Here is a 25,982-nt window from a genome sequence, read left to right as displayed (position 1 = left end):
CAATATGGCCGAGGACGAGCGCAAACTGCATAGCGATGACATCGCCCGGCTCAAGCAGCGCCTGGGCGATGAAGACATGCCGTACCAGGACATCAGCCGCGAAGGCGAGCTGCTTGCCGCCTGCCGGCGCTGGCCGTTGCTGGCCGAAAGCGAGGGCTGGTCGAGCGATCACGACGTGACACCAACGCAGGTCAGTCACAAGGCGCCGAACCTATGACGGTGGTGGCACTGAGCGGTATTCGTGGTGGCGTCGGCACGACCTCGGTGGTTGCCGGCCTGGGCTTTGCCTTGCACCTGCTGCAGCAGCGCGTGCTGATGATCGACCTGCATCCGCGCAACCTGTTGCGCCTGCACTGCAACCTGGCCCTGGATGCGGAGCAGGGTTGGGCCTCGGTCGACCAGGACGCCGAAGGGCGCTGGAACGAGGCGTTGCTGCAGGTGGTGGAAGGTTTGTACCTGCTGCCATTCGGGCAGCTGTCGGCGGCAGAGCTGGGCGCATTGGCGCAGCGTCAACAGACCCAACCACAGGAGTGGCCGCAACGCTTGCAAACCTTGCAGGCGCACTTTGACTGGATCCTGCTGGACCTGTCTGCCACGCAACCCGCCGGGCAAGCGGCGCTGCCGCTGTTGCCGGAGGCGACGCTGCGTGTCCGGGTGGTCGAGACGGACGCCGCTTGCCATGCCTTGCTGAGCACCGAAGGGGCGGGCGACGACCTGTTGCTGGTCAACCGCTTCGACCCGATCAGCCAGTTGCAACGCGACCTGTTGCTGCTCTGGGGCGAACGCCATGCGCAACTGATTCCCCAGGTGATCCACCGCGACGAGGCCATGGCCGGTGCGCTGGCCTGGAAGAGCCCGGTGGGCCATTACGCGCCAGACTCCCTTGCCAGCCATGACGTGCGCAGCCTGGCGACCTGGCTACTGGCACAGGAGGCACAGCGCGTATGAATCGCTATCGCGCCTACCGCCAGCGCGGCGCCCGTCCGTTCACGGCCGTTGTGCTCAGCATCGGTGCCAGTCTGGCCTGGGTGTTTCTGCGCCTGGACTCGCCGCAGTGGCAACGCTTGCTGCGTAACTGGCGTCAGTACTACCCGCAGCTTGCGCACAAGCGTCCGAGCCTGGGCGACCCGCTGCGGGGCCTGGTACAGACCCTCTGGCTGTTGCTGCTAAGGCCGGCGCGTCCGGCACGGGGTGCCGACCTGAAACGGGGTAAAGGCATTCGCTGGGGGCAACGCCTGGGGCGTGGACTGTACACCACAGTGCAACGGGTACGCCTGCCGCTGGTGGGGCTGATGCGCAGACTGCCGCGGCTTATCGGCCGCAGCGACGCCCTGGCGCAGACACAACGGCGGATCAAGGCGAGCGGCTCGACCGGCGAGCGGGTGTTCTACTGGACCCTGGCAGTGGTCGGGATGGTCATCGCGCTGCTGTGCATCACCTCGCCGTTCAACCTCTACGCACAGCTGGTATTCGTCGTCACCCTGGGGGCGATGGCGCTGCTGATGCGCTATATGCCCGGGCGCTTTCCGACCCTGATGATGATCATTCTGTCGATTACCATCTCCTGCCGTTACCTGTGGTGGCGCTACACCTCGACGCTGCACTGGGAAAGCAACCTCGACCTGATCCTGGGCATGATCCTGTTGCTGGCCGAGACCTATTCGTGGCTGGTGCTGATCCTCAGTTTTATACAAAGCGTCTGGCCATTGCGCCGGCCGGTGCTGGCCTTGCCAGAAGACCGGCGCTTGTGGCCGAGCGTCGATCTGGTGATCCCGACCTACAACGAAGATCTGTCGGTGGTGCGCACCACGGTCATGGCCGCCCTCGGCCTGGACTGGCCGCGCGACAAGCTCAAGGTGTTTATCCTTGATGACGGTGCCCGCGCGTCGTTTCGGGCGTTCGCCAAAGAGATCGGGGTCGGTTACATCGACCGTCACGATAACCGCGGCGCCAAGGCGGGCAACCTCAACCACGCGCTGGAGCAATTGACCGGCGATCTGGTCGCGGTGTTCGACTGCGACCATATCCCGGTGCGGGCATTCCTGCAGTTGACCGTCGGCTGGTTTCTCCAGGACCCGAAAATGGCCCTGGTGCAGACGCCGCACCACTTCTTTTCCGCCGACCCGTTCGAGCACAACCTCGGCTCGTTCCGCCGCAAACCCAACGAAGGCGAGTTGTTCTATGGCCTGATTCAGGATGGCAATGACCTGTGGAACGCCACGTTCTTCTGTGGCTCATGCGCGGTATTGCGCCGCGCGGCGCTGGACGACATCGGCGGCTTCGCCACCCAGACCGTCACTGAAGACGCCCACACCGCCTTGCGCCTGCACCGCGCCGGCTGGAACTCGGCGTACATGCGCATCCCGCTGGCGGCAGGCCTGGCCACCGACAGCCTGGCGGCCCATGTGCGTCAGCGTATTCGCTGGGCACGCGGCATGGTGCAGATCTTCCGCATGGACAACCCGTTACTGGGCAAGGGCCTGAGCCTGTTCCAGCGCCTGTGCTACGCCAACGCCATGCTGCACTTCCTGTCCGGGCTGCCGCGGCTGGTCTTCCTCACCGCGCCGTTGGCGTTCCTGCTGCTGCACGCCTATGTGATCTATGCCCCGGCGGTGTTGCTGTTGCTCTATGTGCTGCCGCACATGCTGCATGCCAGCCTGGTCAACTCGCGGGTCCAGGGGCCGTACCGGCAAACCTTCTGGGGCGAGGTCTACGAGTCGGTGCTGGCCTGGTACATCATGCGTCCGACTCTGGTGGCGCTGTTTTCGCCCAAACGCGGCAACTTCGACGTCACCGTCAAGGGCGGCATGAACGAGAGCGACCGGCTCGACTGGCGCATCGCCCGGCCTTACCTGGTGCTGGCCGCGTTCAACGTGGTAGGCCTGGCCTTCGCGGTGTGGCGCTTCTACTACGGGCCGAGCAACGAGTACGGCACGGTGATCGTCAGTTCGCTGTGGGTGATCTACAACCTGCTGTTGATCGGTGCGGCCCTGGCGGTAGCGGCTGAAGTTCGCCAGGTGCGGCGCTTCCAGCGCGTACCGGTGAAGCTGCCGGCGGCCTTGCGCCTGGCGGACGGCCACCTCTATCCGGGGCTGCTCTACGACTACTCCGACAGCGGTGCCGGGATCGAGCTGGAAAGCGCCCGCGCGATGGCGCCGGACACCCAGGTGCAGTTGGTGCTGGAGCGGGCCGGGCGCGAGTTCGTGTTCCCCGGCCGGGTCATGCGCAGCGTCGAGCGCCAGGTCGGTATCAGCCTGGCAGAGTTGACCGTGCAGCAACGCATCGACTACGTACAGTGCACCTTCGCCCGCGCCGACAACTGGCTTGGCTGGAGCGACAGCCATGTACCGGACCGCCCCCTGCGCAGTTTCTTCGATGTGCTGGCGCTGGGCGCCATGGGCTACTACCGGGTCATCGAATATGCCCCGGCCTGGGTGCGCCTGCCGGCCATGCCGATCATTGGCGCAACCCGCTGGTTGCTCAGTTTCTTCCCGCGGATGCCGCGTCCCATTCCCTCCGACTCAATGAAGAGTACGACATGAAGCGTTCATTCCTGTCTCCATGGACCCTGGCTCTGCTAGTTGCGGCCATGGGCTTGCCGTTCACCCTGGCTGCCGAAGAGCAGCCAGCCATCACTACTGCCGCGCCACAGGTACCCCACTGGTTGCGTGCACAAACCTTCGAGAGCCTGGGACGCGGTAGCGACAGTTTGCTGATGGGCGTGCGCAACAGCGACCAGATCGAATTCAGCCTGCGCCGCGACCGCCTCGCCAGCAGCGTCGAGCTGGAACTGAATTTCACCCCGTCGCCGGCGCTGGTGCCACGCCTGTCGCACCTGCGGGTGTACCTCAACGACGAGCTCATGGGCGTGGTGCCGATCAGTGCCGACGACATCGGCCAGCCGCGCCAGCAACGCATGGCCCTCGACCCGAAACTGGTACAGGACTTCAACCGCGTGCGCGTGGAGTTCGTCGGCCACTACACCGACATCTGCGAAGACCCGGCACACAGTTCGCTGTGGCTGAACGTCAGCCGCAAAAGCGTGATCCGCGTCGATGAACAGGCACTGGTCACCGACAACGACCTGGCGTATTTCCCGCTGCCGTATTTTGATGCGCGCGACACTGACCAGCTGAGCATTCCCATGGTCTTCGCCGGCAGCCCCGGGCTAGGCGAGCAGAAGGCTGCGGCGATTCTGGCTTCGTATTTCGGCAGCAAGGCGAAATGGCGCATGGCGACCTTCCCGGTGCTCTACAACCAGCTACCGGCGCAGACCGCGACGCAACCGCTGCCGAGCATCGTCTTCGCCACCAACGACCGGCGCCCGGCGTTCCTGGCCGACCTTGAGCGCTTTCCGCCGGTAGACGGGCCGGTGATCCAGCAGATCACCCACCCGGACAACCGTTACAGCAAGGTGCTGCTGGTGCTGGGCCGCAACGAAGACGACCTGGTCAAGGCCGCCTCGGCACTGGCGGTGGGCACCGACCTGTTCCGTGGCTCGCGGGTGGCAGTGCAGGGGGTTCAGGAACTCAAGCCACGCGAACCATACGATGCGCCGAACTGGGTGCGCACCGACCGCCCGGTGCGCTTCGCCGAACTGCAGGATTACCCGGGCCAGCTGCAGGTCAACGGCCTGCGCCCGCAGCCGATCGAACTGTCGCTCAACGTGCCGCCTGATCTGTTCGTCTGGCGCAATCAGGGGGTTGCCGTGCAAACCCTGTATCGCTACACGCCACCGGTGGTGACCGATGAATCACGCCTGACCATCCGTCTCAACGACCACTTCGTCGGCAGCATTCCGTTGCCCGGTTCCGATGGCATGGGCGCGGCGTTGCAGGAACTGCGCTCGCGGGTGTTCTCCGCGGATACCTCGACGCTGTCCGACAAAACCCTGGTACCGGCAGCAAAAGTCGAAGACCGCAACAAGCTGCGCTACGACTTCAGCTTCGCCAGCAAGGTCGGCAACGCCCAGAACGGCCAGTGCCAGACCTTCCTGCCGGCCGACGTGCAGGCGGCCATCGATGAGAACTCGACCATCGATCTGTCCGGCTACTACCACTACATCGCCATGCCCGACCTGCGCGCGTTCGCCCGTAGTGCGTTCCCGTTCAGCCGCATGGCCGACCTGTCGCAGACCCTGCTGCTGATGCCGGGCAAGCCCAACGAGCTGCAGCTGGGCACCATGCTCGATCTGGTCGCCGGGATGGCCTCGCGTATTGGCTACCCGGCACTCGGGCTGCAACTGGCTGACGACTGGGCGGTGGCCGCCAAGGCTGATGCCGATCTGCTGGTGCTGGGCCCGCTGCCGGACGATTTGCGCAACGGCAATGGCCGTGAGCTGAACCTGCTGCTCGACCGTTCGCGCGACTGGCTGCGCCAGGCACGTTCGCCGTGGCCGCTGGATGCCAGCAGCGTGCAGCGCTTGCGTGAAGATGTGCGTAACAAACCCGCCAGCCAGGTCGAGGTGATCGCACGCGCACCGATTGCGGCGATCACCGGCATGCAGTCGCCGTTTCACTCGCAACGCAGCATCGTTGCGCTGCTGGCCAGCGACGATGCCGACTACACGCTGCTGCGCCAGGCCCTGACCGATCCCGGCAAGCTCAATGAGCATATCCGCGGTTCGGTCAGCCTGATCCGCAGCAGTGGCGTCAGCAGCCACTATGTTGGTGACACATACTTCGTCGGTCGTCTGCCGTGGTGGATGCTGCTCTGGTTGAAGCTTTCTTACCATCCGGTGCTGTTGGCCCTGGGCGCGGTGCTGAGCATTGTCCTGCTGGGGGTGGTGGCCTGGCGTCTGCTGGCCTGGGTCGCGCGCCGGCGTCTGCTTGAGGGCAAGGAATGACCGCTTCGAAGTGGCTGCTGGGCGGTGCGCTGTGGCTGTGCGCGTCGCTCGCGACGGCCGGTTGCTGGCCGGCCTGGGAGCAGTTCAAGGCTGACCTGGTCAGCCCTGACGGGCGGGTGATCGACCCGGCCCAAGGGCGCATCAGCACCTCGGAAGGGCAGACGTACGGGCTGTTCTTCGCCCTGGTGGCGAACGATCACGAGCGCTTTAAACAACTGCTCAACTGGACCGAGAACAACCTCGCCGGTGGCAACCTGAGCAAGCAGTTGCCGGCGTGGAAGTGGGGTCAGGACGAAAAAGGCAAATGGCGCGTGCTGGACACTAACAACGCCAGCGATGCCGACCTGTGGCTGGCCTACAGCCTGCTGGAGGCCGGGCGCTTGTGGGCCGTGGCCGAGTACCGCGAACTGGCCATCCAGGTGCTCTGGCGGGTTGCCGCACAGACCGTGCGGCCGCTGCCCGGCGTCGGTGTGATGGTGCTGCCGGGTGATCGCGGTTTTACCACCGCACAGGGCACCCGGCTGAACACCAGCTACTTGCCGCCGCAGGTGCTGGAGCGTTTTGCCGAACTGGCGCCGCTCTGGGAGGAACTGGCCCGCAACAGCCGCAAATTGCTGCTCGACAGCGCTCCCAAGGGCCTGGCGCCCGACTGGCTGGCGGTGCGCGACAACGGCAGCCTGGCCAGTGATCCGGTCAACGGCGCCAAGGGTAGCTACGATGCCATCCGCGTGTACCTGTGGCTGGGCATGCTCGATCCCTCTGCCAGCGGCCGCCAGGCGTTGCTTGAACGCTACCGGCCAATGGTTGCCTTGACCCTCAAACAGGGCGTTCCGCCGGAAACCGTCAATGTCGAAACGGGTGAGGCCAGCGGCTACGGGCCGGTAGGTTTTTCTGCCGCCTTGCTGCCGCTGCTGGCGGCGTTGAAAGAACAGCACGGCCTGCAACAGCAGCGTCAACGTTTGGTGCAATCGCCGGCCAGCGGTTATTACAACCGCGTACTGAGCCTGTTTGGCCAGGGATGGGATGAGCGTCGTTATCGATTCGACGCCAAAGGAAGACTGGTGCCAGGCTGGGAAAAAGCGCAATGCGAAAACTGACAACCTTACTGTGCCTGAGTGCGGTACCCCTGACGCTGCTGGCCCAGCCCGCTGATCGTAGCGAACAGCGCGAATGGCTGATGCAGCAGATTCGCCTGGGTGAAGCCACGCACCGCGAGAGCCTGGTGGAAGACTCCCTGGCGCGCTTGCGCCTGCTGGAGCCGAACAACCTCGACGCGCTCACCGCCTCGATCCGCCAGGCGGTGCGCACCCGCGAAATCGACCGCGCCCGGCAACTGTATGCCGACCTGCATCGCCTGGCTCCGGACAGCCCGCAAGACCGGCAGATGCTGCGCCTGCTGGAAATGAACAGCGGGGAGGGCGAGCAGACCCTGCAACAGATCCGCCTGCTGGCTACCGCCGGGCGTTTCGAAGAGGCGCTGACGCGTTATGAGGCGGCCTTTGGCAAGGGCGAACCGCCAAGCCTGGAGCTGGCGCTGGAGTACTGGCGCATCCGTAGCCGCTTGCCCGACCAGTTGCCGACCACCATCGACCACCTCTACACCCTGGACAAGCAGTACCCGGGCAGTCCCGAGCTGCAGCAGTTTCTTGCCGAGCAGTTGTTTCGTGCCAAACGCAACGACGAGGCCCTGGCCGTGGTCAAGCGCATGGCTGGCGAAAGCCAGTCGCGCAACCTCGCTGCCGGCCTGGAGTACGCCTACCTGAGCAAGCAACCGGTCAGCGATGCCAGCGTCCGTGCCTGGCAGGCATTCCTTGAACGCTACCCCGGGGACGCTCACCAGGTGCAAGTGCAGGAGCTGCTGGCCGGGCAACAGAAACTCACCGGTGATCCGGCCTGGCGCGCCGGTCAGTTGGGTATCCGCATGCTGGTAGAGAAGCGCACACCAGCGCTGGCCGAGCGCAACCTGCGCAAGGCCCTGGCCGCGTACCCGAAGGACGCCACCCTCAAGGGTTACCTGGGCCTGGCCCTGGCACGTCAGGGCCGTCGTCAGGAGGCGGTCGACTGGCTCAAACAGGCGGTCGCCGAAGAACAGGACACCTACATCCTCAGTAAATGGCACGAGCTGCTGGCGTCCACCGAGTACTGGCTGCTGATGCAGCGCGGTCGTCAGGCGCTGAACACAGGCAATTACAACGTCGCCCAACAGGCGTATGAAGAGGCCGCCCGCCGCGATCCCAAGGAGCCGCTGGCGCTGCTCGGCCTGGGTAACATGGCGATGGCGCGCAAGCAACTGCCGCGCGCCGAGCAGTATTATCTGCAGGCGTCGCGCTTGCAGCCGGGCAACGAAAACACCGTGCGCGCCTTGTCGCGGCTGTACCAGGCGCAATCGCCGGCGCGTTATTCGCGCTATGTCGCCAGCTTGCCGGCCAAGCAGCGCCAGTGGGCTGCGCAGTCCGCCGGTGGTCAGTCGCCTGGCAGTTCGCAACTGGAGCTGTTGCGCAGCCAGGCCCGGCAGTCGCTGGAGCGCCAGGACTGGGCGGGCGCCGAGCGGCAATTGAGCCAGGCCCGTCAGCTGGCGCCGAACGACCCGTGGCTGGCCAGCGACCTGGCGCGTGCCTTGCGCATGCAGGGCAAGGGGCAGCAAGCCGATGCGGTGTTCGCCGATCTGCTGTCGCGCCAGGGCCAGGAGCCGACTGCACGCTTCGCCCATGGTTTGTACCTGGAGGCGGACGGGCGCAGTCAGGCCGGGCTGGACACCCTTGAACAGGTGCCCGCCAGGCAGTGGAACGACAGCATGCAGGCCTTGCACAAACGCTTGCAGCGTCAGGTTGTTCTCGATCGATCCCGCGCGCTCGCCGACAGCGGCGACATTGCCGGGGCAATGGCCGTGCTGGAAGGGCAACTGGCTGCCAACCAGCCCGTCGCGCAACAGATTGGCGACCTGCAGCAACTGGCCGGCTGGGCGCGGCAGTCGGCTGACCTGAGCGCCGCCGATGGTTACTACAGCCGTATCCTGACCTTGCAACCGGACGATACCCAGGCGCGCCTGGGGCATATCGAGGTGCTGATCGAACGGGGTGAAATCACTGCTGCACGGCAGCTCCTGCAGCAGCATGAACCGCAGATACCCGTAGACCGCGTCGACGAGCGCCGGCGCCTGGGCAATGCCTGGGCCGCCGTGGGCGAGCGTGACAAGGCGCGGGTGCTGCTGGCCGACGTCGCCCGGCGCAAGACCAGCCCGGACGCCTTGCTCTACCGCGACCTGGCGCGCATGGTACCGAACGCACAGGCCGATCAGGCGCTGGATTACTACGCACTGGCCATGCGCGATGCCGGGTTGCTGAGCGCCGAACAGGCCAGCCCGCGCGATGACATCGCCTTGACCCGTGCCAGTCGCGCCAAGGATGAAGACGACTGGTTGCGGCAAAGCCTGCGCCAGGATGTCGACAAGCGCTATCAGCGCCAGAGTCCGACCGTGACGGTCCAGCAGGATTACGGCTGGCGCGACAACGATGGTGCCGAGGGTATTTCCGATCTCACCACCTCGACCACCATGGTCCATGCGCAGATGCCGGTAGGCGATGGCCTTGGCTTTGCCCGTGTCGAGCAGGTGGGGCTGCGTGCGGCGAGCTTCGATACCGATGCCGACGGCCGGCACCACGAAGCCTTCGGCAGTTGTTCATTTGGCGGGGAAGGTGTGACTAACACGGGTTGCCCAGGCGGCAAGGAAACCGCTGATGGTGTCACCCTCGCTGCAGGCTGGCAGGGCGATGGCATCAGCGCCGACATCGGCACTTCGCCCATGGGCTTCGAGGTACAGAATCTGTTGGGCGGCGTCACCTTCGATGGCAAGGCCCACGGCATCGGCTGGTCGCTGACCGGTTCGCGGCGGCCGATGAATAACTCGTTGCTGTCTTACGCCGGCGCCGAGGACCCGCGCACCGGCATCAGCTGGGGGGGGGTGACGGCTACCGGACTTACCCTGGGCCTGAGCCGTGATCGGGGCCTGGACGATGGTGTGTGGGCCAGCCTCGGCTACCATTGGCTGCAAGGCAAGAACGTCGAAGACAACAAGCGCTGGCGTGCCATGGGCGGTTACTACTACCGGTTGATCAACCGTGTCGACGAAGAACTGCGCATCGGTGCCACGGCCATGACCTGGCACTACGACCGCAACCTCAGCGGCTACACCCTGGGCCAGGGCGGCTATTACAGCCCGCAGCGCTACCTGTCGTTCGGCGTGCCGGTCAGCTACGCCTGGCGCAACCCTGACTGGTCGGTGTACCTGGAAGGCTCGCTGGGCTACTCCTGGGCGCGCAGTGACGATGAGCGTACCTTCCCGCTGTCTTCGGTCAACGACGACATCGTCAACCACTATGGTGGGGCGCAAGGCAACATCGACGGTACGCGTGAAGGTGACAACAACCAAGGGCTGGGCTATCTGGCCCAGGCGATGGTTGAACGGCGTCTGGATGACCATTGGGTGCTGGGCGGCGGGTTCACCCTGCAGCGCAGCGAAGACTATTCACCCAATCGCGCGTTGCTGTACCTGCGTTACAGCTTTGACCCGTGGCAGGGCAACCTGCCGTTGCCGGTGAATCCGCTCAAGCCTTATGCGGAGTTTCGCTGAAACCGATGGAACAGGAGTGTGCACCGTGAGCGAAGATGCAAAAGTCAAAGGACCTGCTTCGTACTTTCCTTCGATTGAAAAAAAGTACGGGCAACCCATCACTCATTGGCTGGAGCTGCTGCAAACAGTCAGTGGTAAAAAGCACATGGAGATGGTGGCGTGGCTGAAGACTGAGCATGGTCTGGGGCATGGTCATGCCAATGCGCTGGTTGCCCATTTTCTGGCTGCCGGCAAAAACACCTGATCGTCCCTGGTGGGAAAAGCGCTTGCCGGTGGGAGCAAGCCTTCCCTCTGAATCTCTGCTATTCCTAATAGTTGAACCTGTAGTTTCAGGCGTGGTTGGCGAGGCATGAACACACCTGTATGGCAGCCGCCTGCTGTGGCCTCGGCGCCCTGCAGCCAGGTGTGGCGAACAGGCGCTGATCCCGACCGGGAGGTGCCCCATGCTGTACATCATTCACTGGACCGTCACCACGGAAAACCGCAACGCTGCCTTGGCCCGCTTCGTTCAGACCGGCGGCGTTCCACCCGCTAACCTCAAAGTCCTTGGCCGCTGGCATGCCATTGGTAGCCGCCAGGGCTTTGCCGTGGCCGAAACCGATGACGTCAGCCTGGTGCTCAAATGGGTACTGGACTGGAGCGACCTGATGGATATGCAGGTGTATCCGGCGATGACTGACGAGCAAGCTGCGCCCTTGCTGAAGGCGGTGGTGAGCCAGATGAGTATTTGAGTTTCGCAGGCATTGTTGCGGCAAGAGGGCCAGAGGGGGGTGGTCCTCGTTGGTGGCTTTTCATTCTGGTAGGGTGCACATCTGCCGAAGAATTATCCCTGTTGGTCAGTCTCGAGTATCGTCGAAGAATGACGATGTTTGGCACTATCAAGTTCATGACTCGCAAGTAAACGTAACTTGATTGTCAGTAGACTCATTGGACGCTTTTTGTCGAAGCTTCAACTCGGGCTGAGGTATTTTAAGCGAAGTACCTTCAGTGTTATGTCAGTGACAAGGCCGAGCGATTGTTTTATCTCTTCCTCAGAGCACGGGTTCAGGTCGTCATGGCGAGTACGAATCGATATTCTCTCGACGTCTGTTCGCATATTCACCAAACTCGTCAGCTCTTCCACTCCGCCAAACTTCACACCTATTGGAGTGCGCTCAAAGTGCTCAGCAAACACGCCTAGAAATCCACTGAGAGCAGTTACCGCAGCGACACCAACAGCAACCTTGTCACTCGCTAAAGGGGTGCCTTGGGCCATGAAGGCAAGCGCTGCACTGATAACCCCTGTGGCGGCTGCGACGACTGAGCTGCTCAAGCGAATTCGGCGCACAAGCAACATGCTGGATTTCATGACCAGAACCAGAGAGTCGATGTCTTTAATTAGTTGTTCGACCGTTTCCTTTATTAGTTCAAAGCTGGCTGTCCGATTTGGAGGCTCGGTTTTCGTAGGGTTTTTGTTATCTCCTCCGAAATCCATTGCGCCTGAGAGCATTTGTTTGCTTTCGGGGAATTTGTTTCTCAGAAAGCCAAGTGCTGTAGGGTTGGACGCCTCAAGGTAGCCAACCAGGACTTTACTGTTCATGCGCGCTCCTTTTTGTCCGGCTCAAGAATACAGGCCAAGAAAAATGCGGCTGCTAAAGCCAGCGTCATCCAGCCGATAGTCCAAAATATACGAACCAATGCACCAGCAAAAAAAATAAAAGCAACAGCAAATACCCCTCGTAGCGCCCACATCTCAGATCTGGAAATTAGCTTGCGGCGGCGAATTATATTCTTTCTAATGTGTATCCATGCCGCGCCACAAAGTGCCAATGTCAGTCCTGTGCCAAACAAGGTCTTAATGGGGCCCGACCTGTAACTGGCCCGCCAAGCTCCAATCCCTCCGGAGTCGGTAATAGGTCGGTTAGCCGACTCCCAAGAGGCTTGATAGGCGCTAAATGGAGCATTGCTTCCTCGGAGCGGAGAAGCGTAACGGGCAACGGTAATCGCGCTCTCGTCTTTTATGTCACCGGCACTTGTCGATTTGTGCACGGTAACCTCTAAATACTGATTGAAATTTTCAGCGTCAATCGATATGGAGCCTATTTTGTTGAAGGATGAAAGAAACGCCCCAAGCGACAATGTACCAACAGGAATGGCTTTAAGAAGCTCAGCCACCTCGTCACTATGAATCGGTCGTGTAAAGCCAAAGAAGGCGCCTTCTTTCGCGGAGTTGCAACCTATAGGTACCAGGAAAACACCACGCTGCTGTGCTTGCTCAATAAGGGCCGGGATATCCAGTCTCAGCGGATCCTGCCCCGCTCCACGATCTTGGACAAACTGCCGGTTTTCAATATGACCAATCAGGATCAAGGTTTTTCCCGAAAACTCCGAAAGAAATCGACTACTATCTTGATGGCTCAACAGGCGCGGATCCAGGTGGCCTTGCTCAGTCCAGGCTTCACTCATTTTAACGATTGATGATCGGGCTAAAGCCGAATCCAGAAAGAAAACCAATTCTGGCTCACCGCCTGGTATTGGATCATTCAGCCGATGAAGAACTTCCCACAAAGCCTCATAGTGCTCTGCTCTGAAATCCCACCGCTCGATACCATATTTTGAGAGGCCGGAGGTTTTCAGATAGTCATAAAGTGCATTTTTTGCGTATTCGTTTTCATGAGCGCTGGAAAGCAGTGAGTGATCACTTGTCATTTGCAGAATTGTTTTGCGCAATTCATATCCAGACTCATCGTGCAATGGGAATTTGTCTGAAAGTTCTTTTAGCTCCTTGCTCAATGCGCGCTGCCATTCCTGAATGACTTCAGTGTTTAATTTTGAGGGGTCTTGCTCTTTGATCCCTTTGTCATGCGCAAATTCAAGCAAAAGGTCTGCGGCGCCAGGTTTTAAGTTAAGTACGAAATTTTTGGTCTGTTCGCTTATGCTTGATGTGATGTAATCGATATATTTTTTTCTATTAATCTCGGTCATGCTGTTGAGTTGCTGTAATTGCATTCCGGTTTCGCTTCCTGTTCGAAAGGTTGGCTCTATTTCCATCTTTCCCAAGGTGTCATGGTTCAGCGAACCGAGGTGGAACTCTAACTCTATGGTTGATAGATTATTTATCCAGTCTCTTGCGTCTCGCGGTGACCCGTTCAGTAAAGCTTCATGATTTCTTGCAGGGCTGAAAGAGTGCTTGGCTGAAACGCTGCCTCCAGCCTGAGCGTGTTGTTTGGTATGGGCCTCTGCTACATTTTCATGCGGCGCCGTATTTGCTTTAGCACTTGTTGCAGCATTCACATGTTGAGTGCAGATCACAAAAAGCAATAGCGTCGCAAATAGGGGGAGCTTCAAAAGCCTGTTACTGAACTTCCCGCAACGCACTATTTTTGCTTGCATTTCGTGTGGTCTCCAGGTGGAGGGCCCTAACGATTCGGCTGTCACTAGCAGCATAGATGAACCCCGTAGTATCGCCGTCCCTTTTATAACCTCGACTAGTTGTGTTGTCTGTTAGCATGGATTGTTATATCTGACGCTAAACTGGTTAACTTTTTAGCAGGTGGGTAAGCAGAACGTCTGTGCCGCCGTGCGTAAAATGTTCCACCTCATTTACGGTGTGCTGAAATCGGGCCAAGCGTTTGGCCCCGATTTCAGCAGTTGCCCGGTAAAGGGCAACACGGTATCTCCACCCACTAGCGCACGACTATCGGCGCCGTCACCTTCGTGCCTGCGGACGAGTTGACGGTCACCGTCGGGTTGCTCGTCGGCGCGCTACCGGTGGTAGTCACCGAGATCCGCCAGCGTGCTCCGGAACCCGTAGGGCTGAGCATCGCCGTGCCGAGGCTCAGCGGGCCGGCGACGGTCGAGGCGGTCACCGTGATCGTGTTCCCGGTAGCGAGTGACGTCGTACCCGCCAGCTCCCAGGTGTAGCGGCTGTTGCTGCGGGCGGTGACCGAGGCACTGCTGATCACCAGTTCCTCGCTGACCGCTGCGGCACTGACCGCCACCGATACCGTCGCCGGTTTCTCCGATACCGCGTCCTTGGCATCACTGGCGTTATAGGTGAAGGTCGCGGTAAACGGCGCAGGGACAATGGCCGGCGGTGTATAGGTGACGCGCACGCCATCGGTGCTGGTCGTGCCCAGGCCGGAGTCGGGCTGGGTCAGGTCCACCACTTTGAGCGGCAGGTTGCCGTCGGGGTCGGTGTCGTTGGCCAGCACATTGATGATCAGCGGCCGGCCATTGCTGCTGGCAGCACTGTCGGGGTTGGCCTGTGGCTTCTTGTTATCGCCCTGGTTGTTGTCGTCCCGGTCGCCGGTGCGGAACGTCGGCAACGCGGCAGAGTTGACGTAAGTGACACCGTCCCAGCCAGGCAGCGGGGTTGGCATCAACTGGAACTGACCCGGATGCTCGACGTCCCAGCGCAGCAACATCGAGGTGTCCTCATGCTGGGTGTTGTGGCAGTGCTCCATGTAGGTGCCGGCGAACTCACGGAAGTGAATGGCCATTTCGACATCGACTGAACTGTCGATCCCTTCACCGATGCGATAGACATCTTTGCGCGCCCATTTCTCCCATTCCGGTGGCGCCTTGCCGTCGCGGCTGAGGATGATGCCTTCTTCGAAATGCACATGGACCGGGTGGTTCCAGCCATTGCCACCGTTTACGATTTTCCACACTTCCAGCGTGCCGTCGCCGGAGAAACCTGCGTCCGTGGGGCCGTTGGCCAGTTGCGGGGCAGCACTGATGCGCCGCGGGTCCATGTTGTAACCGAAGCCTCCATCGGTCTTGATCGTCCACGGTGCTTCGTCGGTGCCATCGGAGCGGCCGAAAATGAACTCGCGATGCCGCGCTGCCTTGAGTCTGGCCTGAACGGCCGGGTCGTCGCGATCGAGGGTCAAGGGGATCATGTATTTACCCGCAGGTTTTCCCGGTTTTGCCGGTTCGAAGTCGGCCGGATTCATGCTCAGGTCCTGGCCGCTGTAAGGCTGTACCAGCAATTGCAGGAACTTGCCCACCGCCGGATCGCCCTTGTCCCATTGCGGGCCTTTGCTGGTCTGCTTGATCACCGCTTTGTACTTCTCCGACAGCACGTCGGCCAGGCTCAACGGGTTTTTCTCCGGGCCCTTGCCGGTCTTGTGCTCCATCAGGTTGACGAAGTAGATCTTGTCGCCGGCCTTGATCCCGTTTTTGGCGAAATTGATGATGATGTCGAAACGTTCGGCGATGCCCTGGGTGGGCAGGATGGCGTTGTGGTTCTGACGGTCGCCATCGCCGTCCAGGTCCATGCTGCCGTCGAACGGCACTGCGTGTTCCATGATGTTGCCGTCGTTGGCGATCAGGTGAAACGGCACACGGGCATAGGACACACCAGAGCCGGACGGCCCCGGGAACTCGCCACCATTGCCGGCGATTTCACGCACCACGGCAAACTTGAAGTAGCGCGACACCGAACCATTGAGGATACGCAAGCGATAGCTGCGCGCCCGCACTTTCAGGCGCGGCTCGTACTGCCAGTTGACCAGGATCTGGTCGCCGAGAAAGCCATCGGTGTTGAACGGGTTGAACCATAACTGGCCCTTTTCGTCCCAGGCCTTGTCGGCGACCAACAGGTTCACATCGTAGTCGCGGTTGCCCCAGGCCAGCGCCGAACCGCTGGGCAGGCGCAGGTTGACGCCATCGTCGAGGGCTTCGTTGCCGCGATCCAGGGCGCTGTAGTAGTTCATCATCACCGCATTGCCCTTGTAGACGTTCTGCGCGGTGAAATCGAGCATGTGGTCGTGGAACCAGTGGGTGCTCATGGTTTCGCGCCAGTCGCCGCGAATCTTGATGCTGCCGTTGTCGCAGGTCTTCAGGCCAGGGCTGCGGTCGTTGACGAACAGCTTTTCTCCCGGCGAGCAGGGGAACGCCGCGCGCGGGTCATGGGCGTCGGTGTTGATGGTGTCGTAGCCGGCTAGTTGCAGCGGCCAGCGGTAGTCGTAGTACTGCCCCGGAAAGAAGAACGCATTGGTGTAGCCGTCGCTTTCGGCGGGGGCGTGGCCGTTGTGTTCGTGGGTGCTGATGGTGTGCAGACCGAAGCCGGCGTTGGCTGCGGGGTCGATCGGCAGGCCATTGTAGTGACGCATCAGCAGCGGTTGACCGTAACGGGCCATCAGCAGCTTGACCGGGAAGGTGCCGTCGAAGGTCCACAGCGAGTTGTGATTCTGCACCGGCATGTTCGGATGGAAACGGGTGTCGATGCCGCGGGTGGTGCCGGTCGTGGTCGGGATGTCGGAGGTCTGGTAGTACAGCCCGCCGGGGCCGAACTCGCCAACCGCGTAATTGTGCAATTGCCCGCGGTCGCGCAGACCGAGGTTGAGCCGCGCACCGGTCTGCACGGTTTTGAAATCGACCTGAGGGAAGAACTCGTTCCAGCGCTGATGCGACCAGCCTTTTCCCGGTGGCCGGCCTTCGGCGGGAGAGCCCACCGGATAACGATTGAGGAAGTCTTCGATTTGCGCCTTCCAGGGGTTGCGATCGAGCACGTTGGAATACTGTGATGGAAACGGGAACAGTCCCGGCTGGCGCATGAAATCATCCAGCTCGGTGATGGAAGGCGCACTGCGGGCAACGCTGTTGGGGTCCTGTTGCGGGGCGGGACCGACCTTGGGTACCGGGAACTTCAGCGGTGGCGTCGGCAGTGTCGGGTCGAATTTTTCCGTGCCGAATTCTTCGAACAACAGCAATTGCTGGGTAAACGGCAGAGCCCCGAACAAAGGGCTGGGTTTGCCGTTGGTAGGGAAATTGAACGAGGTCTGTGCGGCGGGCGGCAGCACGTTATCGGCCCGCGGTGTGTTGCGGTCGCCAAATACGCCATTGGGCAAGGCCAGCGCGCCCTGGTTGGCTGGCGCCATTTTTTCCAGGGCCTCCAGCGCGGCCTTCGGGTCGGCGGGTGGGTTAGTGAAAGCGGACGGGTCGGTCGGTGGCGGTGGGCCGAAATCATCGAGGGGGGCTGCACTGACCGACGCCAGGCTGGCGCTGATCAACATCACCGAGACCACCCCCGGCCCCCACAAACAGCTTCGCGAATACACCCCTGGTGTAGCGTTTTTCATGCTTTTCCCCTCGCGTCATGCCGAAACGGCGAAACCTGCCGCCCCCAAAGTGGAGACGGCAGCTGCAGCGCTTGGAGGGGCCATCGCAACAGATGGGCCATGTGCTCAAGGCGGAATAAAAGTTCAGGCTTATTAATGAGATGTTTCTAAATATTTCTTATTGGGCTGTGTGCAGCGGTGGGGGATTTTTCTATAAACAGCGGGGATGCGTCTGGATGAGCGGGTGTAGTGCCCCAATTCTGGCGGAGGGTCGGATCCTTCTCTGATTCATCCCGGCCGATTAAACACCGCGTTTTTGACAGCGTTCTCCTATCTCCCTAGCGTCTGTTGCTGCTCAGCAGCAAGGCAGTGTCAGGGAGACAGCGAATGTTTTTATGGAACATCGTGCCCTCGTGGTTCGAGATAGAGGACCGGGTCATCCGGGATATGGGTTTTCAAGGTGCAGGTCGATTTCGTACCCACCTCAATGAATTCGTCCCCAGCATCGGCCTTAACATTCGCCGCGTCGCAAGTGTCAGGGCGGCATTTAATCGAGCGCAGTGGCAAGCCGCTGAAACGTTGAGACAACGTTTTTCCGCGCTCGACATCGCCAGCATCCTCACCGAGTTGCTGGAGGTGGTCACGCAGATGGCAATGATTGTGGTCGGCAGTGCCGTGACCGGAGGCGCCATTGGCGCGGGGGTGGGTTTTTTTGCCGGAGGCGCGGGTGCCATTCCCCTCGGTGCGGCCGGTGCGGCAATGGGCTTGCAAGTCAGTACCTGGTTACTGGGGATGCTCGGGCTGGTGTCGGTTGCCGAGTTTTTCGTCGAAGGCCTGCCACGTATTGGCGAGTATTACCTGGACGGAATCAATATCGCCTGGAATGGCCCCCGTGGTGACGACGGCCTGAATCCGTTCAGCCAGGACGATCCCTTTGCCCTGCAAAGGGCTGCCCACCACATTGCGCGTGGGCACGAGGAAGTTGTGGTGCTGTTGCTGGGCGCCATGGTTGCTTACCTCACCCGGGGCCGGGGCAATGCCCATGTCCTTGCCCAGGAAATGCAGGCAAGCCCCAAGGGTGCGCGGCTGGGGCAATGGATGCTCAAACACGAAGACGCCTTGAAAAAGCACCCGGACCTGCAGCCACCAGCCCCCCGTAAAGGCGCTTATGACCCGCAGGAGCCGGCGTCACCTGCGCATCGCCAAGCACAACCGCCAGTGCGCAAAAATCCGGTGGGCATGCCAGAGCATAAAGTGCCATGCTTTAACGCAAGCAACATGCCCGCCAGCAAGATTGCGGAGTTTGACCGGCAGTTGGCAGGGCAGCAGAAGGGACTTAATGAGCTGACCGTGGATGAGTATCTGAAGGGGAGGGATGCGTTTACGAATAAGCTGGTTGTTAGGAATTCGAAGGTTGCTACAGATGCTCGGCGAGCACTTAGGCTTGACATAGAGAGCAAGTTTCGTGAAAAGCTCCGGTCGGAAGGATTGCCTGCGGAGCAAGCAAGACTCTTGGCCCAGGAAATAGCATCCCAGAAAATGGCCACCCTAGCCGCATTGCATAATCCTGATCTATTCGCGGGAGGGAAGGACATCATTAGTGGTTTCGGGGATCGGCGTGTCAATTCTAGTATTGGCCCCCAATGGCCTAGCCGTATAGGCGGGCTGGATGTAGCTGCAAATGATGTGCCTGAGGCAATGCGCCGTACCACACAAATCAGCGCACGACTTGAAAGATGCAAATAAGGACCTTGCTATGGATGAAGATTATGCGTTTTTCATCAAGAATTTCGGCCCAGCAATAGAGCGTCAGGAAGTTCCGCTTTCAAGTATCCAGCGATACAGAAATAAACTGCCTGATCAACTGCTTGAATATTGGGGAGAGCACGGGTGGTGTGGGTACGCTGATGGGCTGTTTTGGACGGTAAATCCTCAGGACTATGAAGTGCTGTTGGAGCAATGGCTTGCTAGTACAGGAATTAGCCAGAAGGATAAATACTATGTTATTGCACGTAGTGCCTTTGGATTGATCTATGTGTGGGGTGAGGAAAGCGCTTACTGCTTGACAATTACCACTTATATGGGCCGTTTCTCTACCCGTGAGTCCATATTTGCAGGTGATAGGCTAGATTTCGGTGTAAGGGTGTTTTTCTCATCTCTAGAACCTGAATACAACGACTTGGAAGGGCTTTTCAGACCTGCCCTGGAAAATCTTGGCAAACTTAAAAGTGACGAAATGTATGGGTTTGTACCGGCTTTAGCACTTGGCGGGGCAATGGACTTGAGGAGCCTGCAGAAAGTCAAAACTATCGAGCATCTGGAGTTTTTATCACAACTCTCACCCCTCCAGGATTGGGGCTTTCCAGAGTTTTGAAGAGGCGAGCTGCCATCTACTGCGCTGTCCGGAGGAGACTAAGTTCGAAATGTATAAGTAGGATCATGATTATGGATGAGTATTATGATTTTTTCCTCAAAAAATTCAGTCCTGTTTTTGATCACCGGGAAGCTCCAGGGTCCAGCATTGCTCACTATGAAAACAAACTGCCTGAGCGGCTGCTTGAGTATTGGCATGAATCTGGTTGGGGTGGTTACGCGGAGGGGCTATTTTGGCTTGTCAATCCTCAAGAATATGAGGGCCTGCTGGAGCATTGGCTGGCGAGTACGGAGTTTTATCTGCGAGATAACTACTATGTCATTGCACGAAGCGCTTTTGGCAAGCTTTATGTGTGGGGAGAAAAAAGTGGTTGGTGCCTAACTATTTCGACTCATGCTGCGCGTTACTCTTGTCGTGTCTCAAAATTCACGGGTGATAGGCTGAGCTTTGGGGTTAGTGTGTTTTTTGCATTCGTTAGACCCGAGCACAACGACTTAAATGGATTATTCAAGCCTGCCCTGGAAAAGCTTGGTCAGTTGAGTAGCGATGAGATGTATGGATTTGTACCGGCTTTAGCCCTCGGCGGGGCAATGGAGTTGAGGAACCTACAGAAAGTCAAAACTATCGAGCATCTGGAGTTTCTATCCCAACTCTCACCCCTTCAAGATTGGGGATTTCCGGAGTTTTGAGAGCACAGGTTGCTACCCGGCAATCTTCACCCCGTGCGGCTGCGCCAGAAACGCAGCAATCTGCTCAGCACTGCGCAAATGGACTACTGGAACAAGCGGCCCTACGGCCAGGCGCATCGCCTCGATGGAGGGGCGGTAGTCACGATCAAAAGTCCATACATAGTTGAGAAAGGTCAGGAACGCCCGGTCCAGTTTCTCGCTGCAGCCGACCGGCATATCGGCGCGAGGCCGGTTCAACACACTGCGCACAATTACCCGGCGAAAGCAGGTAGTGCGTGGCGTATCCAGCCAGATGATCAACTGCGCGCGTGGCAGCCTCAAATCAAAGGTTCGCCGAGAGTAGTTGCCCTCGCAGATCCACGCGTCTGATGACACTGCGTGGCCAACACGTTGGCGGAACTGTTCGGCATCGGGCTCGATCCAGCCGGGCTCCCAGAACAGTTTATCCAGGTGCACGACAGGCACATCCAGGCGCTTGCCCAACGCGCGCGCCAGAGTCGATTTGCCGCTGCCGGCGTTGCCCAGAATTACAATGCGTTGCATGAAGAAGTCCTTTTCGGCGAACCGGTAATTGTGCAGGTTTTCTGTGGGCAGTAACAGATCACTGCGCAAGCGGGGGGTGAGCTGAGCAATTACAAATGAGTAGCTATGCTTGATCTGTTGCCAGGCGCTGGCAGCAACATCGTGAAAGGAGGCGTTTGCAATGCAACTCATCACGTTGAAAATCGATAAGCCGGATGTGACAAACTTCATTTTGGGGCAGACGCACTTCATCAAGTCCGTCGAGGACATCCACGAAGCGTTGGTCAATACCGTGCCAGGCATCCAGTTTGGCGTGGCCTTTTGTGAGGCTTCTGGCCAATGCCTGGTGCGATGGTCTGGCACTGATAGCGCAATGATTGACCTTGCACAGAAGAATGCCCAAGCCATCGCCGCCGGCCATAGTTTCATCATTTTCCTGGGCGACGGTTTCTATCCGCTGAACGTGTTGAACAGCCTCAAAATGGTTCCAGAGGTCTGCCGTATTTTTTGTGCAACAGCCAATCCAGTTGAAGTGATTCTCGCTGAGACAGAACAGGGACGAGCAATCCTGGGTGTAGTGGATGGCTTCTGTGCCAAGGACATTGAAGGCGACGATGACATCCTGTGGCGCAAGAACCTGTTGCGGCAGATCGGCTACAAGCTGTGAACTGCAGCGGGTCAGGCATACCCCGGGTCGGCCAGACGCGCTCGAAGGACAGATGCATCGATCCGTTTATGCTCCTGAGCGGCTAAAAACCAGGCTGGAACTGGTACCATTCAAGCAGCAAACATCCGAGTAAAAAGAATGAATCGTCAAAAGAAAATCAAACAGCTATTAAAGGCTCACGCCAAAAAAGCCAGCGCCAAGCTGGCGCCGAAAAACAAGCCTAAATACATCAGCAAAGCTGACCGGTTGAAACTGGCCGCTGAATCGAGTGACGACTCAAACACGCCTTCTGAGTGAATCGCCGCGCATCCCTCAAAATTTTTGCACCCACCCCTCAGTTTTTTGAATTACCACCCCCGCATTCATCCCCGTCAAAATCCCCCCAACGCATCACCCGCAAGCGCAAAAAATTCCATCTCCATGGACGGAGCCCATTCGGTATTGCCCCTCGCGATACTCAGCCCAGCCCCTTTGGCCGGGCTTTTTTTACTGCCAGGTAGCTGATTTCCCCATGTCTTCGCGCCGTATGAACAACTGGTTTACCCGGCTGATGCCGGCCCCGCTGAACATCCCTCCGAAAGAATGGCTACGTGCAGGCGTTGGTGCATTGCTTGGCCTGTTTCTGGCCGGGGCCGCCTGCAGTTACGCCTTTGGCAGTAGCGTAGCGCTGCACCTGCTCGGGCCGCTGGCGGCTTCGGCAGTGTTGCTGTTTGCCGTGCATTCCGGGGCGCTGGCACAGCCTTGGCCGTTTGTTGGCAGCTATGCCAGTGCCACGCTGGTCGGGCTGGTGCTGCATCACTGGTTCGGTTCGGCGTTGTGGGTGGCGGCGCTGGCACTGGGCCTGGCGTTGGTGGTGATGTGTGTGCTGCGCTGCCTGCACCCACCGGGCGGCGGAGTGGCGGTCAGCGTGGTGTTGGCGGATTCATCGCTGACGGCGTTGGGCGACAAGCTGTTTGAACCGATCATGCTCAATGCCTTGGTGTTGGTGGCTGTGGCGGTGATCTATAACCGCCTGACCGGGGTGCGCTATCCGAAGACCGCCGCACCGCGCAAGGATCTGCACCACACTGCCGATGTGATTCCCAGCGAGCGGGTCGGGGTCAGCGGCGCCGACCTGGATCAGGCGCTGGAGGAGCTGGGTGAATTTGTCGACATCACTCGCGATGAACTGGAACGGATCATTCTGGCGACCGAACAGCATGCGTTGCAGCGTAGCCTCGGCGGCATTACTGCCGCTTCGGTAATGTCGCGGGATGTGCAGCAGGCAACGCCTGACAGCACCTTGCAGCAGGCCTGGCAGCAGTTGTCGAGTCATCATTTGAAGGCGTTGCCGGTGCTCGATGAAGCGCGGCAACTGGTCGGTATCGTGACGCTCAGCGACCTGGTCGGGGCCGCCATGGCCCAGGGGCGGTTCAGTTGGCGCGGGCTGTTTCGGCGCCGCCAGGTGCGGGTCGAGCAGATCATGAGCCGGCCGGTGATTACCGTGCGCAGTGACGAACCTGCGGTGGCGTTGATACCGTTGCTCAGCGAGCAGGGGCTACATTGTCTGCCGGTGCTGGAGGGGCAGCAACTGGTCGGGGTGATCACCCAGACCGATCTGATCGCCGGGCTCAAGCGGCACCTGCTCAGTGCCGCGTCGCGCTCAGATGACCGGGTCCCAGCGTTGTGACCAGTCGCTGTCACCGTCGGCCACCAGCTGGCGCAGTATGCTGAAGGCCTGCTGCAGGGCTTCGGTGTCGCGCTCGCGGGCGTGTACCAGGTAGGTCGGGTAGGTGAACTCCGGCGCTTGCGGCACGCGTTCGAAAATACCGCTGTCCAGGTAGCTCTGCACCACACGGGTGCGAAAGTAGCCGCTGCCGCCGTTTTCGAGGATGAACTGCAACGCCAGCGGGCCGAGGTTGAAGCTCAGGGCAGGGCGGGCGCACTCGGGCAGGGCGGCGTCGTGCTGGCGGCGAAAGGCCTGACCCCAGTCGATGTAGATGTAGGGCTCGGGTTTGTCTTTGCGGCGGATGCGGATGAGCTTTTCTTCCATCAACTGCTCGACCTGCAGGCCCGGCCCATAGGTGGGCTGGTAGACCAGCACGGCATCGAGCACACCCATTTCCAGCTTGCGCAGCAACGACTCGCCATCGCTGACTTCGTTGCGGATGGCATGGCTGGGCATGCTGCGGTGCAGGGCGCTGACCCAGTCGAGCACCATCGGGTTGCCCAGGCTCACTTCACCACCGATGTGCAGCACCTGGTGACAACCCTCAGGCAGCGGCAGGTCGCGGCGGGCGGCTTCCCAGGTTTGCACCAGCTGGTTGGCATACACCACGAAAGCTTCGCCGTCGGCCGTCAGGCTGGCGCCACTGCGGCTGCGGATGAACAGCTGGCAAGACAGTTGCTGCTCCAGCTTCTGCACCCGCGCGGTGATTGCCGTCTGGGTCACGTGCAGACGTTCGGCGGCGGAGACCAGGCTGCCACTGCGGACGATTTCAAGGAAAGTGCGGGCCAGCTCGATATCCATGGAGGTTGCCGGATGGGGAAGGTTGCCCATTCTAGTGGGTTTGCACAGAGTTGGGGCGAGCTGCTGTCTATAGTGAAAGGACATTTTCAGCGAGAGCCTTGTCCATGGAGCTGATCAGCCGCGAACCTTGGTGGCGTACGCCGCCGCAGCCCGGTCAACGGGAAGAGGACCTGGAGTGGGGATACCTGGAAATCTACAAGGACGGCCATGCAGTGTTCGTCGCTCAACGCCCCAGCGACAAAGAGCTGGCCGAACGCAAGAGTTGTCGCAACTTCCCCGAGGCTGAGGACTAGCCGGTAGGCGCACAGCCTTCGCTGTAAGCAGGCTGTGCCGAGTTCGTCACCGCAACGGGCTAAAGCGATCAAGCCGGTAAGGCAGGGGTCGGGCAGGCTGGACAGTCTGCTCAAGGAGATGACCATGATCCGATTGACCCTGTCCGAAGCGCGAACGCTTGCCCATTCGATCCTCTTGCACAATGGCTTCACGGCTGACCACGCCCAGGCGGTGACAGACACCATCGTTGCCGGTGAGCGCGACGGTTGCGCGTCCCATGGCCTGTACCGGGTGCTGGGATGTGTCAGCTCGCTCAAGGCCGGCAAGGTGGTAGCCGACGCGCGCCCCGAAGTGATCGATCAGGCACCCTCGATCGTGCGTGTGGACGCCGCCGGCGGGTTCTCACAGCTGGCGTTTCAGGCTGGCTTGCCGCTGCTGCAAGCCAAGGCGCGGAGCAATGGCATCGCGGCCCTGGCGATCAACCGCTGTGTGCACTTTTCTGCCTTGTGGGTCGAGATCGAGCAACTGGCCGAGGCCGGCCTGGTTGCCTTGGCGTTTACCCCGAGCCATGCCTGGGTTGCGCCGGCCGGCGGCCACCAGCCGGTGTTCGGTACCAACCCCATCGCGTTCGGCTGGCCGCGGGCGGGCAAGCATCCTTATGTGTTCGACTTTGCCACCAGCGCCATCGCTCGGGGTGACATTGAATTGCATCGGCGCGCGGGCAAGGCGATCCCTGAAGGCTGGGGTGTGGACGAGCACGGCCAGTCCAGTACCGATCCCAATGTGGTACTGGACCGTGGTGCGATGCTGACCTTCGGTGGGCACAAGGGCTCGGCCTTGGCGGCGATGGTCGAGTTGATTGCCGGGCCGTTGATCGGTGACCTGACCAGCGCTGAATCGCTGGCCCATGCCGATGGCAGTAAATCTTCGCCCTATCATGGGGAATTGCTGATTGCCCTGGACCCGAAACGGTTCCTCGGTGACGCTGCCGATCAGCATCTGGCTCGCGCTGAAACGGTGTTCGAAAGCATCGAAGGGCAGGGCGCGCGGTTGCCATCGCAGCGTCGTTATGCCGCGCGGGCGCGCAGTCTGGTAGAGGGCGTAGAGATTCCAGAAGCCTTGTACAACGATCTCAAGGCGTTGCTGGCATAACGAAAGGCTCTTCACGGGATCCTGGGGAGTATGAGCTTTGGGTTGGGTTTTGAATGCGAGCTTATCCATTCGGTGTGGCGAGGCTGCCGGCCCCTTCCGCCTTTACGGCGGCCTACTTTTTTCTTGGAAAAAGTAGGCAAAACCGCTGGCTCCTACATCCGGCCCTACGCTGCGCTCCGGGTCCCCTCGCTTCGGTGCCTTCCAGGGGCATCGCGGCCTACGACTTGCTTCGCCAAGTCTACGGCTCGCGAACTTCGGCTAAGGCCGAAGGGTGC

Annotated in this window: 21 protein-coding genes; 16 read left to right on the top strand and 5 right to left on the bottom strand. The window is 60.3% G+C overall.

The features are described from left to right. Positions 1 to 4: 4 nt before the first annotated feature. From bcsR to AC07OF_RS23505, 8 genes are all read left to right on the top strand, one after another. A complete protein-coding gene (gene bcsR, locus AC07OF_RS23540; RefSeq protein ID WP_495073537.1) occupies positions 5 to 217 on the top strand; it encodes a cellulose biosynthesis protein BcsR in 213 nt (70 codons plus the stop codon). Then, entirely contained in the window at positions 214 to 948 is a 735-nt protein-coding gene (gene bcsQ, locus AC07OF_RS23535) for a cellulose biosynthesis protein BcsQ (protein WP_495073536.1), read from the top strand. The genes bcsR and bcsQ overlap by 4 nt, the downstream gene beginning before the upstream one ends. Then, positions 945 to 3,542, top strand: coding sequence for a UDP-forming cellulose synthase catalytic subunit (gene bcsA, locus AC07OF_RS23530; protein WP_495073535.1), 2,598 nt, complete (start codon positions 945 to 947; stop codon positions 3,540 to 3,542). The genes bcsQ and bcsA overlap by 4 nt, the downstream gene beginning before the upstream one ends. Before the next feature lie 47 nt (positions 3,543 to 3,589). Further along, positions 3,590 to 5,845, top strand: coding sequence for a cellulose biosynthesis cyclic di-GMP-binding regulatory protein BcsB (gene bcsB / locus AC07OF_RS23525; RefSeq protein ID WP_495073566.1), 2,256 nt, complete (start codon positions 3,590 to 3,592; stop codon positions 5,843 to 5,845). Further along, positions 5,842 to 6,942, top strand: a complete 1,101-nt coding sequence (gene bcsZ / locus AC07OF_RS23520) for a cellulose synthase complex periplasmic endoglucanase BcsZ (RefSeq protein WP_495073534.1) — start codon at positions 5,842 to 5,844, stop codon at positions 6,940 to 6,942. Before bcsB ends, bcsZ begins: the two co-directional genes overlap by 4 nt. Then, entirely contained in the window at positions 6,930 to 10,475 is a 3,546-nt protein-coding gene (gene bcsC, locus AC07OF_RS23515; RefSeq protein WP_495073533.1) for a cellulose synthase complex outer membrane protein BcsC, read from the top strand. Before bcsZ ends, bcsC begins: the two co-directional genes overlap by 13 nt. Positions 10,476 to 10,500: 25 nt before the next feature. Then, positions 10,501 to 10,719 carry a DUF4287 domain-containing protein gene (locus AC07OF_RS23510; protein ID WP_157192911.1) on the top strand — a complete coding sequence of 73 codons (219 nt, stop codon included), beginning with the start codon at positions 10,501 to 10,503 and terminating at the stop codon, positions 10,717 to 10,719. 199 nt (positions 10,720 to 10,918) lie between these two features. Then, on the top strand, positions 10,919 to 11,206 hold the full coding sequence (locus tag AC07OF_RS23505) for a DUF3303 domain-containing protein (RefSeq protein ID WP_157192910.1): 288 nt from the start codon (positions 10,919 to 10,921) through the stop codon (positions 11,204 to 11,206). 218 nt (positions 11,207 to 11,424) lie between these two features. Here the strand turns inward: AC07OF_RS23505 and AC07OF_RS23500 are convergent, their stop codons facing one another. The 3 genes from AC07OF_RS23500 to AC07OF_RS23490 form a co-directional block, all read right to left on the bottom strand. Continuing rightward, a complete protein-coding gene (locus AC07OF_RS23500; protein WP_476446898.1) occupies positions 11,425 to 12,054 on the bottom strand; it encodes a hypothetical protein in 630 nt (209 codons plus the stop codon). Continuing rightward, positions 12,051 to 13,847, bottom strand: coding sequence for a hypothetical protein (locus AC07OF_RS23495; RefSeq protein ID WP_495073532.1), 1,797 nt, complete (start codon positions 13,845 to 13,847; stop codon positions 12,051 to 12,053). Before AC07OF_RS23495 ends, AC07OF_RS23500 begins: the two co-directional genes overlap by 4 nt. A 293-nt stretch (positions 13,848 to 14,140) precedes the next feature. Next, complete coding sequence (locus AC07OF_RS23490) at positions 14,141 to 17,542, bottom strand: Ig-like domain-containing protein (RefSeq protein WP_495073531.1); 3,402 nt, start codon at positions 17,540 to 17,542, stop codon at positions 14,141 to 14,143. Between the two features lie 366 nt (positions 17,543 to 17,908). Here AC07OF_RS23490 and AC07OF_RS23485 point away from each other — a divergent pair, with 366 nt between their 5' ends. From AC07OF_RS23485 to AC07OF_RS23475, 3 genes are all read left to right on the top strand, one after another. Beyond that, a complete protein-coding gene (locus AC07OF_RS23485; protein ID WP_495073530.1) occupies positions 17,909 to 19,267 on the top strand; it encodes a DUF6861 domain-containing protein in 1,359 nt (452 codons plus the stop codon). 10 nt (positions 19,268 to 19,277) lie between these two features. Beyond that, complete coding sequence (locus AC07OF_RS23480) at positions 19,278 to 19,895, top strand: GAD-like domain-containing protein (protein ID WP_157192905.1); 618 nt, start codon at positions 19,278 to 19,280, stop codon at positions 19,893 to 19,895. 71 nt (positions 19,896 to 19,966) lie between these two features. Further along, positions 19,967 to 20,584 carry a GAD-like domain-containing protein gene (locus AC07OF_RS23475; protein ID WP_495073529.1) on the top strand — a complete coding sequence of 206 codons (618 nt, stop codon included), beginning with the start codon at positions 19,967 to 19,969 and terminating at the stop codon, positions 20,582 to 20,584. A gap of 12 nt (positions 20,585 to 20,596) precedes the next feature. On the opposite strand, the gene AC07OF_RS23470 is transcribed toward AC07OF_RS23475, so the two are convergent. Further along, positions 20,597 to 21,127: a P-loop NTPase family protein gene (locus AC07OF_RS23470; RefSeq protein ID WP_157194750.1), complete on the bottom strand. Its 531-nt coding sequence runs from the start codon at positions 21,125 to 21,127 to the stop codon at positions 20,597 to 20,599. A gap of 160 nt (positions 21,128 to 21,287) precedes the next feature. Here AC07OF_RS23470 and AC07OF_RS23465 point away from each other — a divergent pair, with 160 nt between their 5' ends. From AC07OF_RS23465 to AC07OF_RS23455, 3 genes are all read left to right on the top strand, one after another. Then, positions 21,288 to 21,773 (top strand): adenosine-specific kinase, encoded by a 486-nt coding sequence (locus tag AC07OF_RS23465; protein ID WP_495073528.1) that lies wholly within the window; start codon positions 21,288 to 21,290, stop codon positions 21,771 to 21,773. Between the two features lie 138 nt (positions 21,774 to 21,911). After that, positions 21,912 to 22,070, top strand: a complete 159-nt coding sequence (locus AC07OF_RS23460; RefSeq protein WP_157192904.1) for a DUF2986 domain-containing protein — start codon at positions 21,912 to 21,914, stop codon at positions 22,068 to 22,070. Positions 22,071 to 22,284: 214 nt separating this feature from the next. Then, positions 22,285 to 23,442 (top strand): HPP family protein, encoded by a 1,158-nt coding sequence (locus AC07OF_RS23455; RefSeq protein ID WP_495073527.1) that lies wholly within the window; start codon positions 22,285 to 22,287, stop codon positions 23,440 to 23,442. On the opposite strand, the gene AC07OF_RS23450 is transcribed toward AC07OF_RS23455, so the two are convergent. After that, positions 23,416 to 24,282, bottom strand: coding sequence for a LysR family transcriptional regulator (locus AC07OF_RS23450; protein WP_342622378.1), 867 nt, complete (start codon positions 24,280 to 24,282; stop codon positions 23,416 to 23,418). The genes AC07OF_RS23455 and AC07OF_RS23450 overlap by 27 nt on opposite strands. A gap of 104 nt (positions 24,283 to 24,386) precedes the next feature. Here AC07OF_RS23450 and AC07OF_RS23445 point away from each other — a divergent pair, with 104 nt between their 5' ends. Further along, positions 24,387 to 24,575 (top strand): hypothetical protein, encoded by a 189-nt coding sequence (locus tag AC07OF_RS23445; protein WP_157192902.1) that lies wholly within the window; start codon positions 24,387 to 24,389, stop codon positions 24,573 to 24,575. A 124-nt stretch (positions 24,576 to 24,699) separates the two neighbouring features. Further along, positions 24,700 to 25,707 carry an Ldh family oxidoreductase gene (locus AC07OF_RS23440; RefSeq protein WP_157192901.1) on the top strand — a complete coding sequence of 336 codons (1,008 nt, stop codon included), beginning with the start codon at positions 24,700 to 24,702 and terminating at the stop codon, positions 25,705 to 25,707. Positions 25,708 to 25,982 lie beyond the last annotated feature (275 nt).

This window comes from Pseudomonas sp. GW821-FHT10B02, assembly GCF_059415665.1.
Note: the sequence above shows the minus strand (reverse complement) of the source record. Positions and strands in the feature narration are given on the sequence as shown.

What these genes read in the sequence shown, in the direction of transcription:
- bcsR (WP_495073537.1), top strand. Translation starts at nt 5, where the DNA reads ATGGCCGAGGACGAGCGCAAACTGCATAGCGATGACATCGCCCGGCTC.
- bcsQ (WP_495073536.1), top strand. Translation starts at nt 214, where the DNA reads ATGACGGTGGTGGCACTGAGCGGTATTCGTGGTGGCGTCGGCACGACC.
- bcsA (WP_495073535.1), top strand. Translation starts at nt 945, where the DNA reads ATGAATCGCTATCGCGCCTACCGCCAGCGCGGCGCCCGTCCGTTCACG.
- bcsB (WP_495073566.1), top strand. Translation starts at nt 3,590, where the DNA reads ATGGGCTTGCCGTTCACCCTGGCTGCCGAAGAGCAGCCAGCCATCACT.
- bcsZ (WP_495073534.1), top strand. Translation starts at nt 5,842, where the DNA reads ATGACCGCTTCGAAGTGGCTGCTGGGCGGTGCGCTGTGGCTGTGCGCG.
- bcsC (WP_495073533.1), top strand. Translation starts at nt 6,930, where the DNA reads ATGCGAAAACTGACAACCTTACTGTGCCTGAGTGCGGTACCCCTGACG.
- AC07OF_RS23505 (WP_157192910.1), top strand. Translation starts at nt 10,919, where the DNA reads ATGCTGTACATCATTCACTGGACCGTCACCACGGAAAACCGCAACGCT.
- AC07OF_RS23500 (WP_476446898.1), bottom strand. Translation starts at nt 12,054, where the DNA reads ATGAACAGTAAAGTCCTGGTTGGCTACCTTGAGGCGTCCAACCCTACA.
- AC07OF_RS23495 (WP_495073532.1), bottom strand. Translation starts at nt 13,847, where the DNA reads ATGCAAGCAAAAATAGTGCGTTGCGGGAAGTTCAGTAACAGGCTTTTG.
- AC07OF_RS23490 (WP_495073531.1), bottom strand. Translation starts at nt 17,542, where the DNA reads ATGAAAAACGCTACACCAGGGGTGTATTCGCGAAGCTGTTTGTGGGGG.
- AC07OF_RS23485 (WP_495073530.1), top strand. Translation starts at nt 17,909, where the DNA reads ATGTTTTTATGGAACATCGTGCCCTCGTGGTTCGAGATAGAGGACCGG.
- AC07OF_RS23480 (WP_157192905.1), top strand. Translation starts at nt 19,278, where the DNA reads ATGGATGAAGATTATGCGTTTTTCATCAAGAATTTCGGCCCAGCAATA.
- AC07OF_RS23475 (WP_495073529.1), top strand. Translation starts at nt 19,967, where the DNA reads ATGGATGAGTATTATGATTTTTTCCTCAAAAAATTCAGTCCTGTTTTT.
- AC07OF_RS23470 (WP_157194750.1), bottom strand. Translation starts at nt 21,127, where the DNA reads ATGCAACGCATTGTAATTCTGGGCAACGCCGGCAGCGGCAAATCGACT.
- AC07OF_RS23465 (WP_495073528.1), top strand. Translation starts at nt 21,288, where the DNA reads ATGCAACTCATCACGTTGAAAATCGATAAGCCGGATGTGACAAACTTC.
- AC07OF_RS23460 (WP_157192904.1), top strand. Translation starts at nt 21,912, where the DNA reads ATGAATCGTCAAAAGAAAATCAAACAGCTATTAAAGGCTCACGCCAAA.
- AC07OF_RS23455 (WP_495073527.1), top strand. Translation starts at nt 22,285, where the DNA reads ATGTCTTCGCGCCGTATGAACAACTGGTTTACCCGGCTGATGCCGGCC.
- AC07OF_RS23450 (WP_342622378.1), bottom strand. Translation starts at nt 24,282, where the DNA reads ATGGATATCGAGCTGGCCCGCACTTTCCTTGAAATCGTCCGCAGTGGC.
- AC07OF_RS23445 (WP_157192902.1), top strand. Translation starts at nt 24,387, where the DNA reads ATGGAGCTGATCAGCCGCGAACCTTGGTGGCGTACGCCGCCGCAGCCC.
- AC07OF_RS23440 (WP_157192901.1), top strand. Translation starts at nt 24,700, where the DNA reads ATGATCCGATTGACCCTGTCCGAAGCGCGAACGCTTGCCCATTCGATC.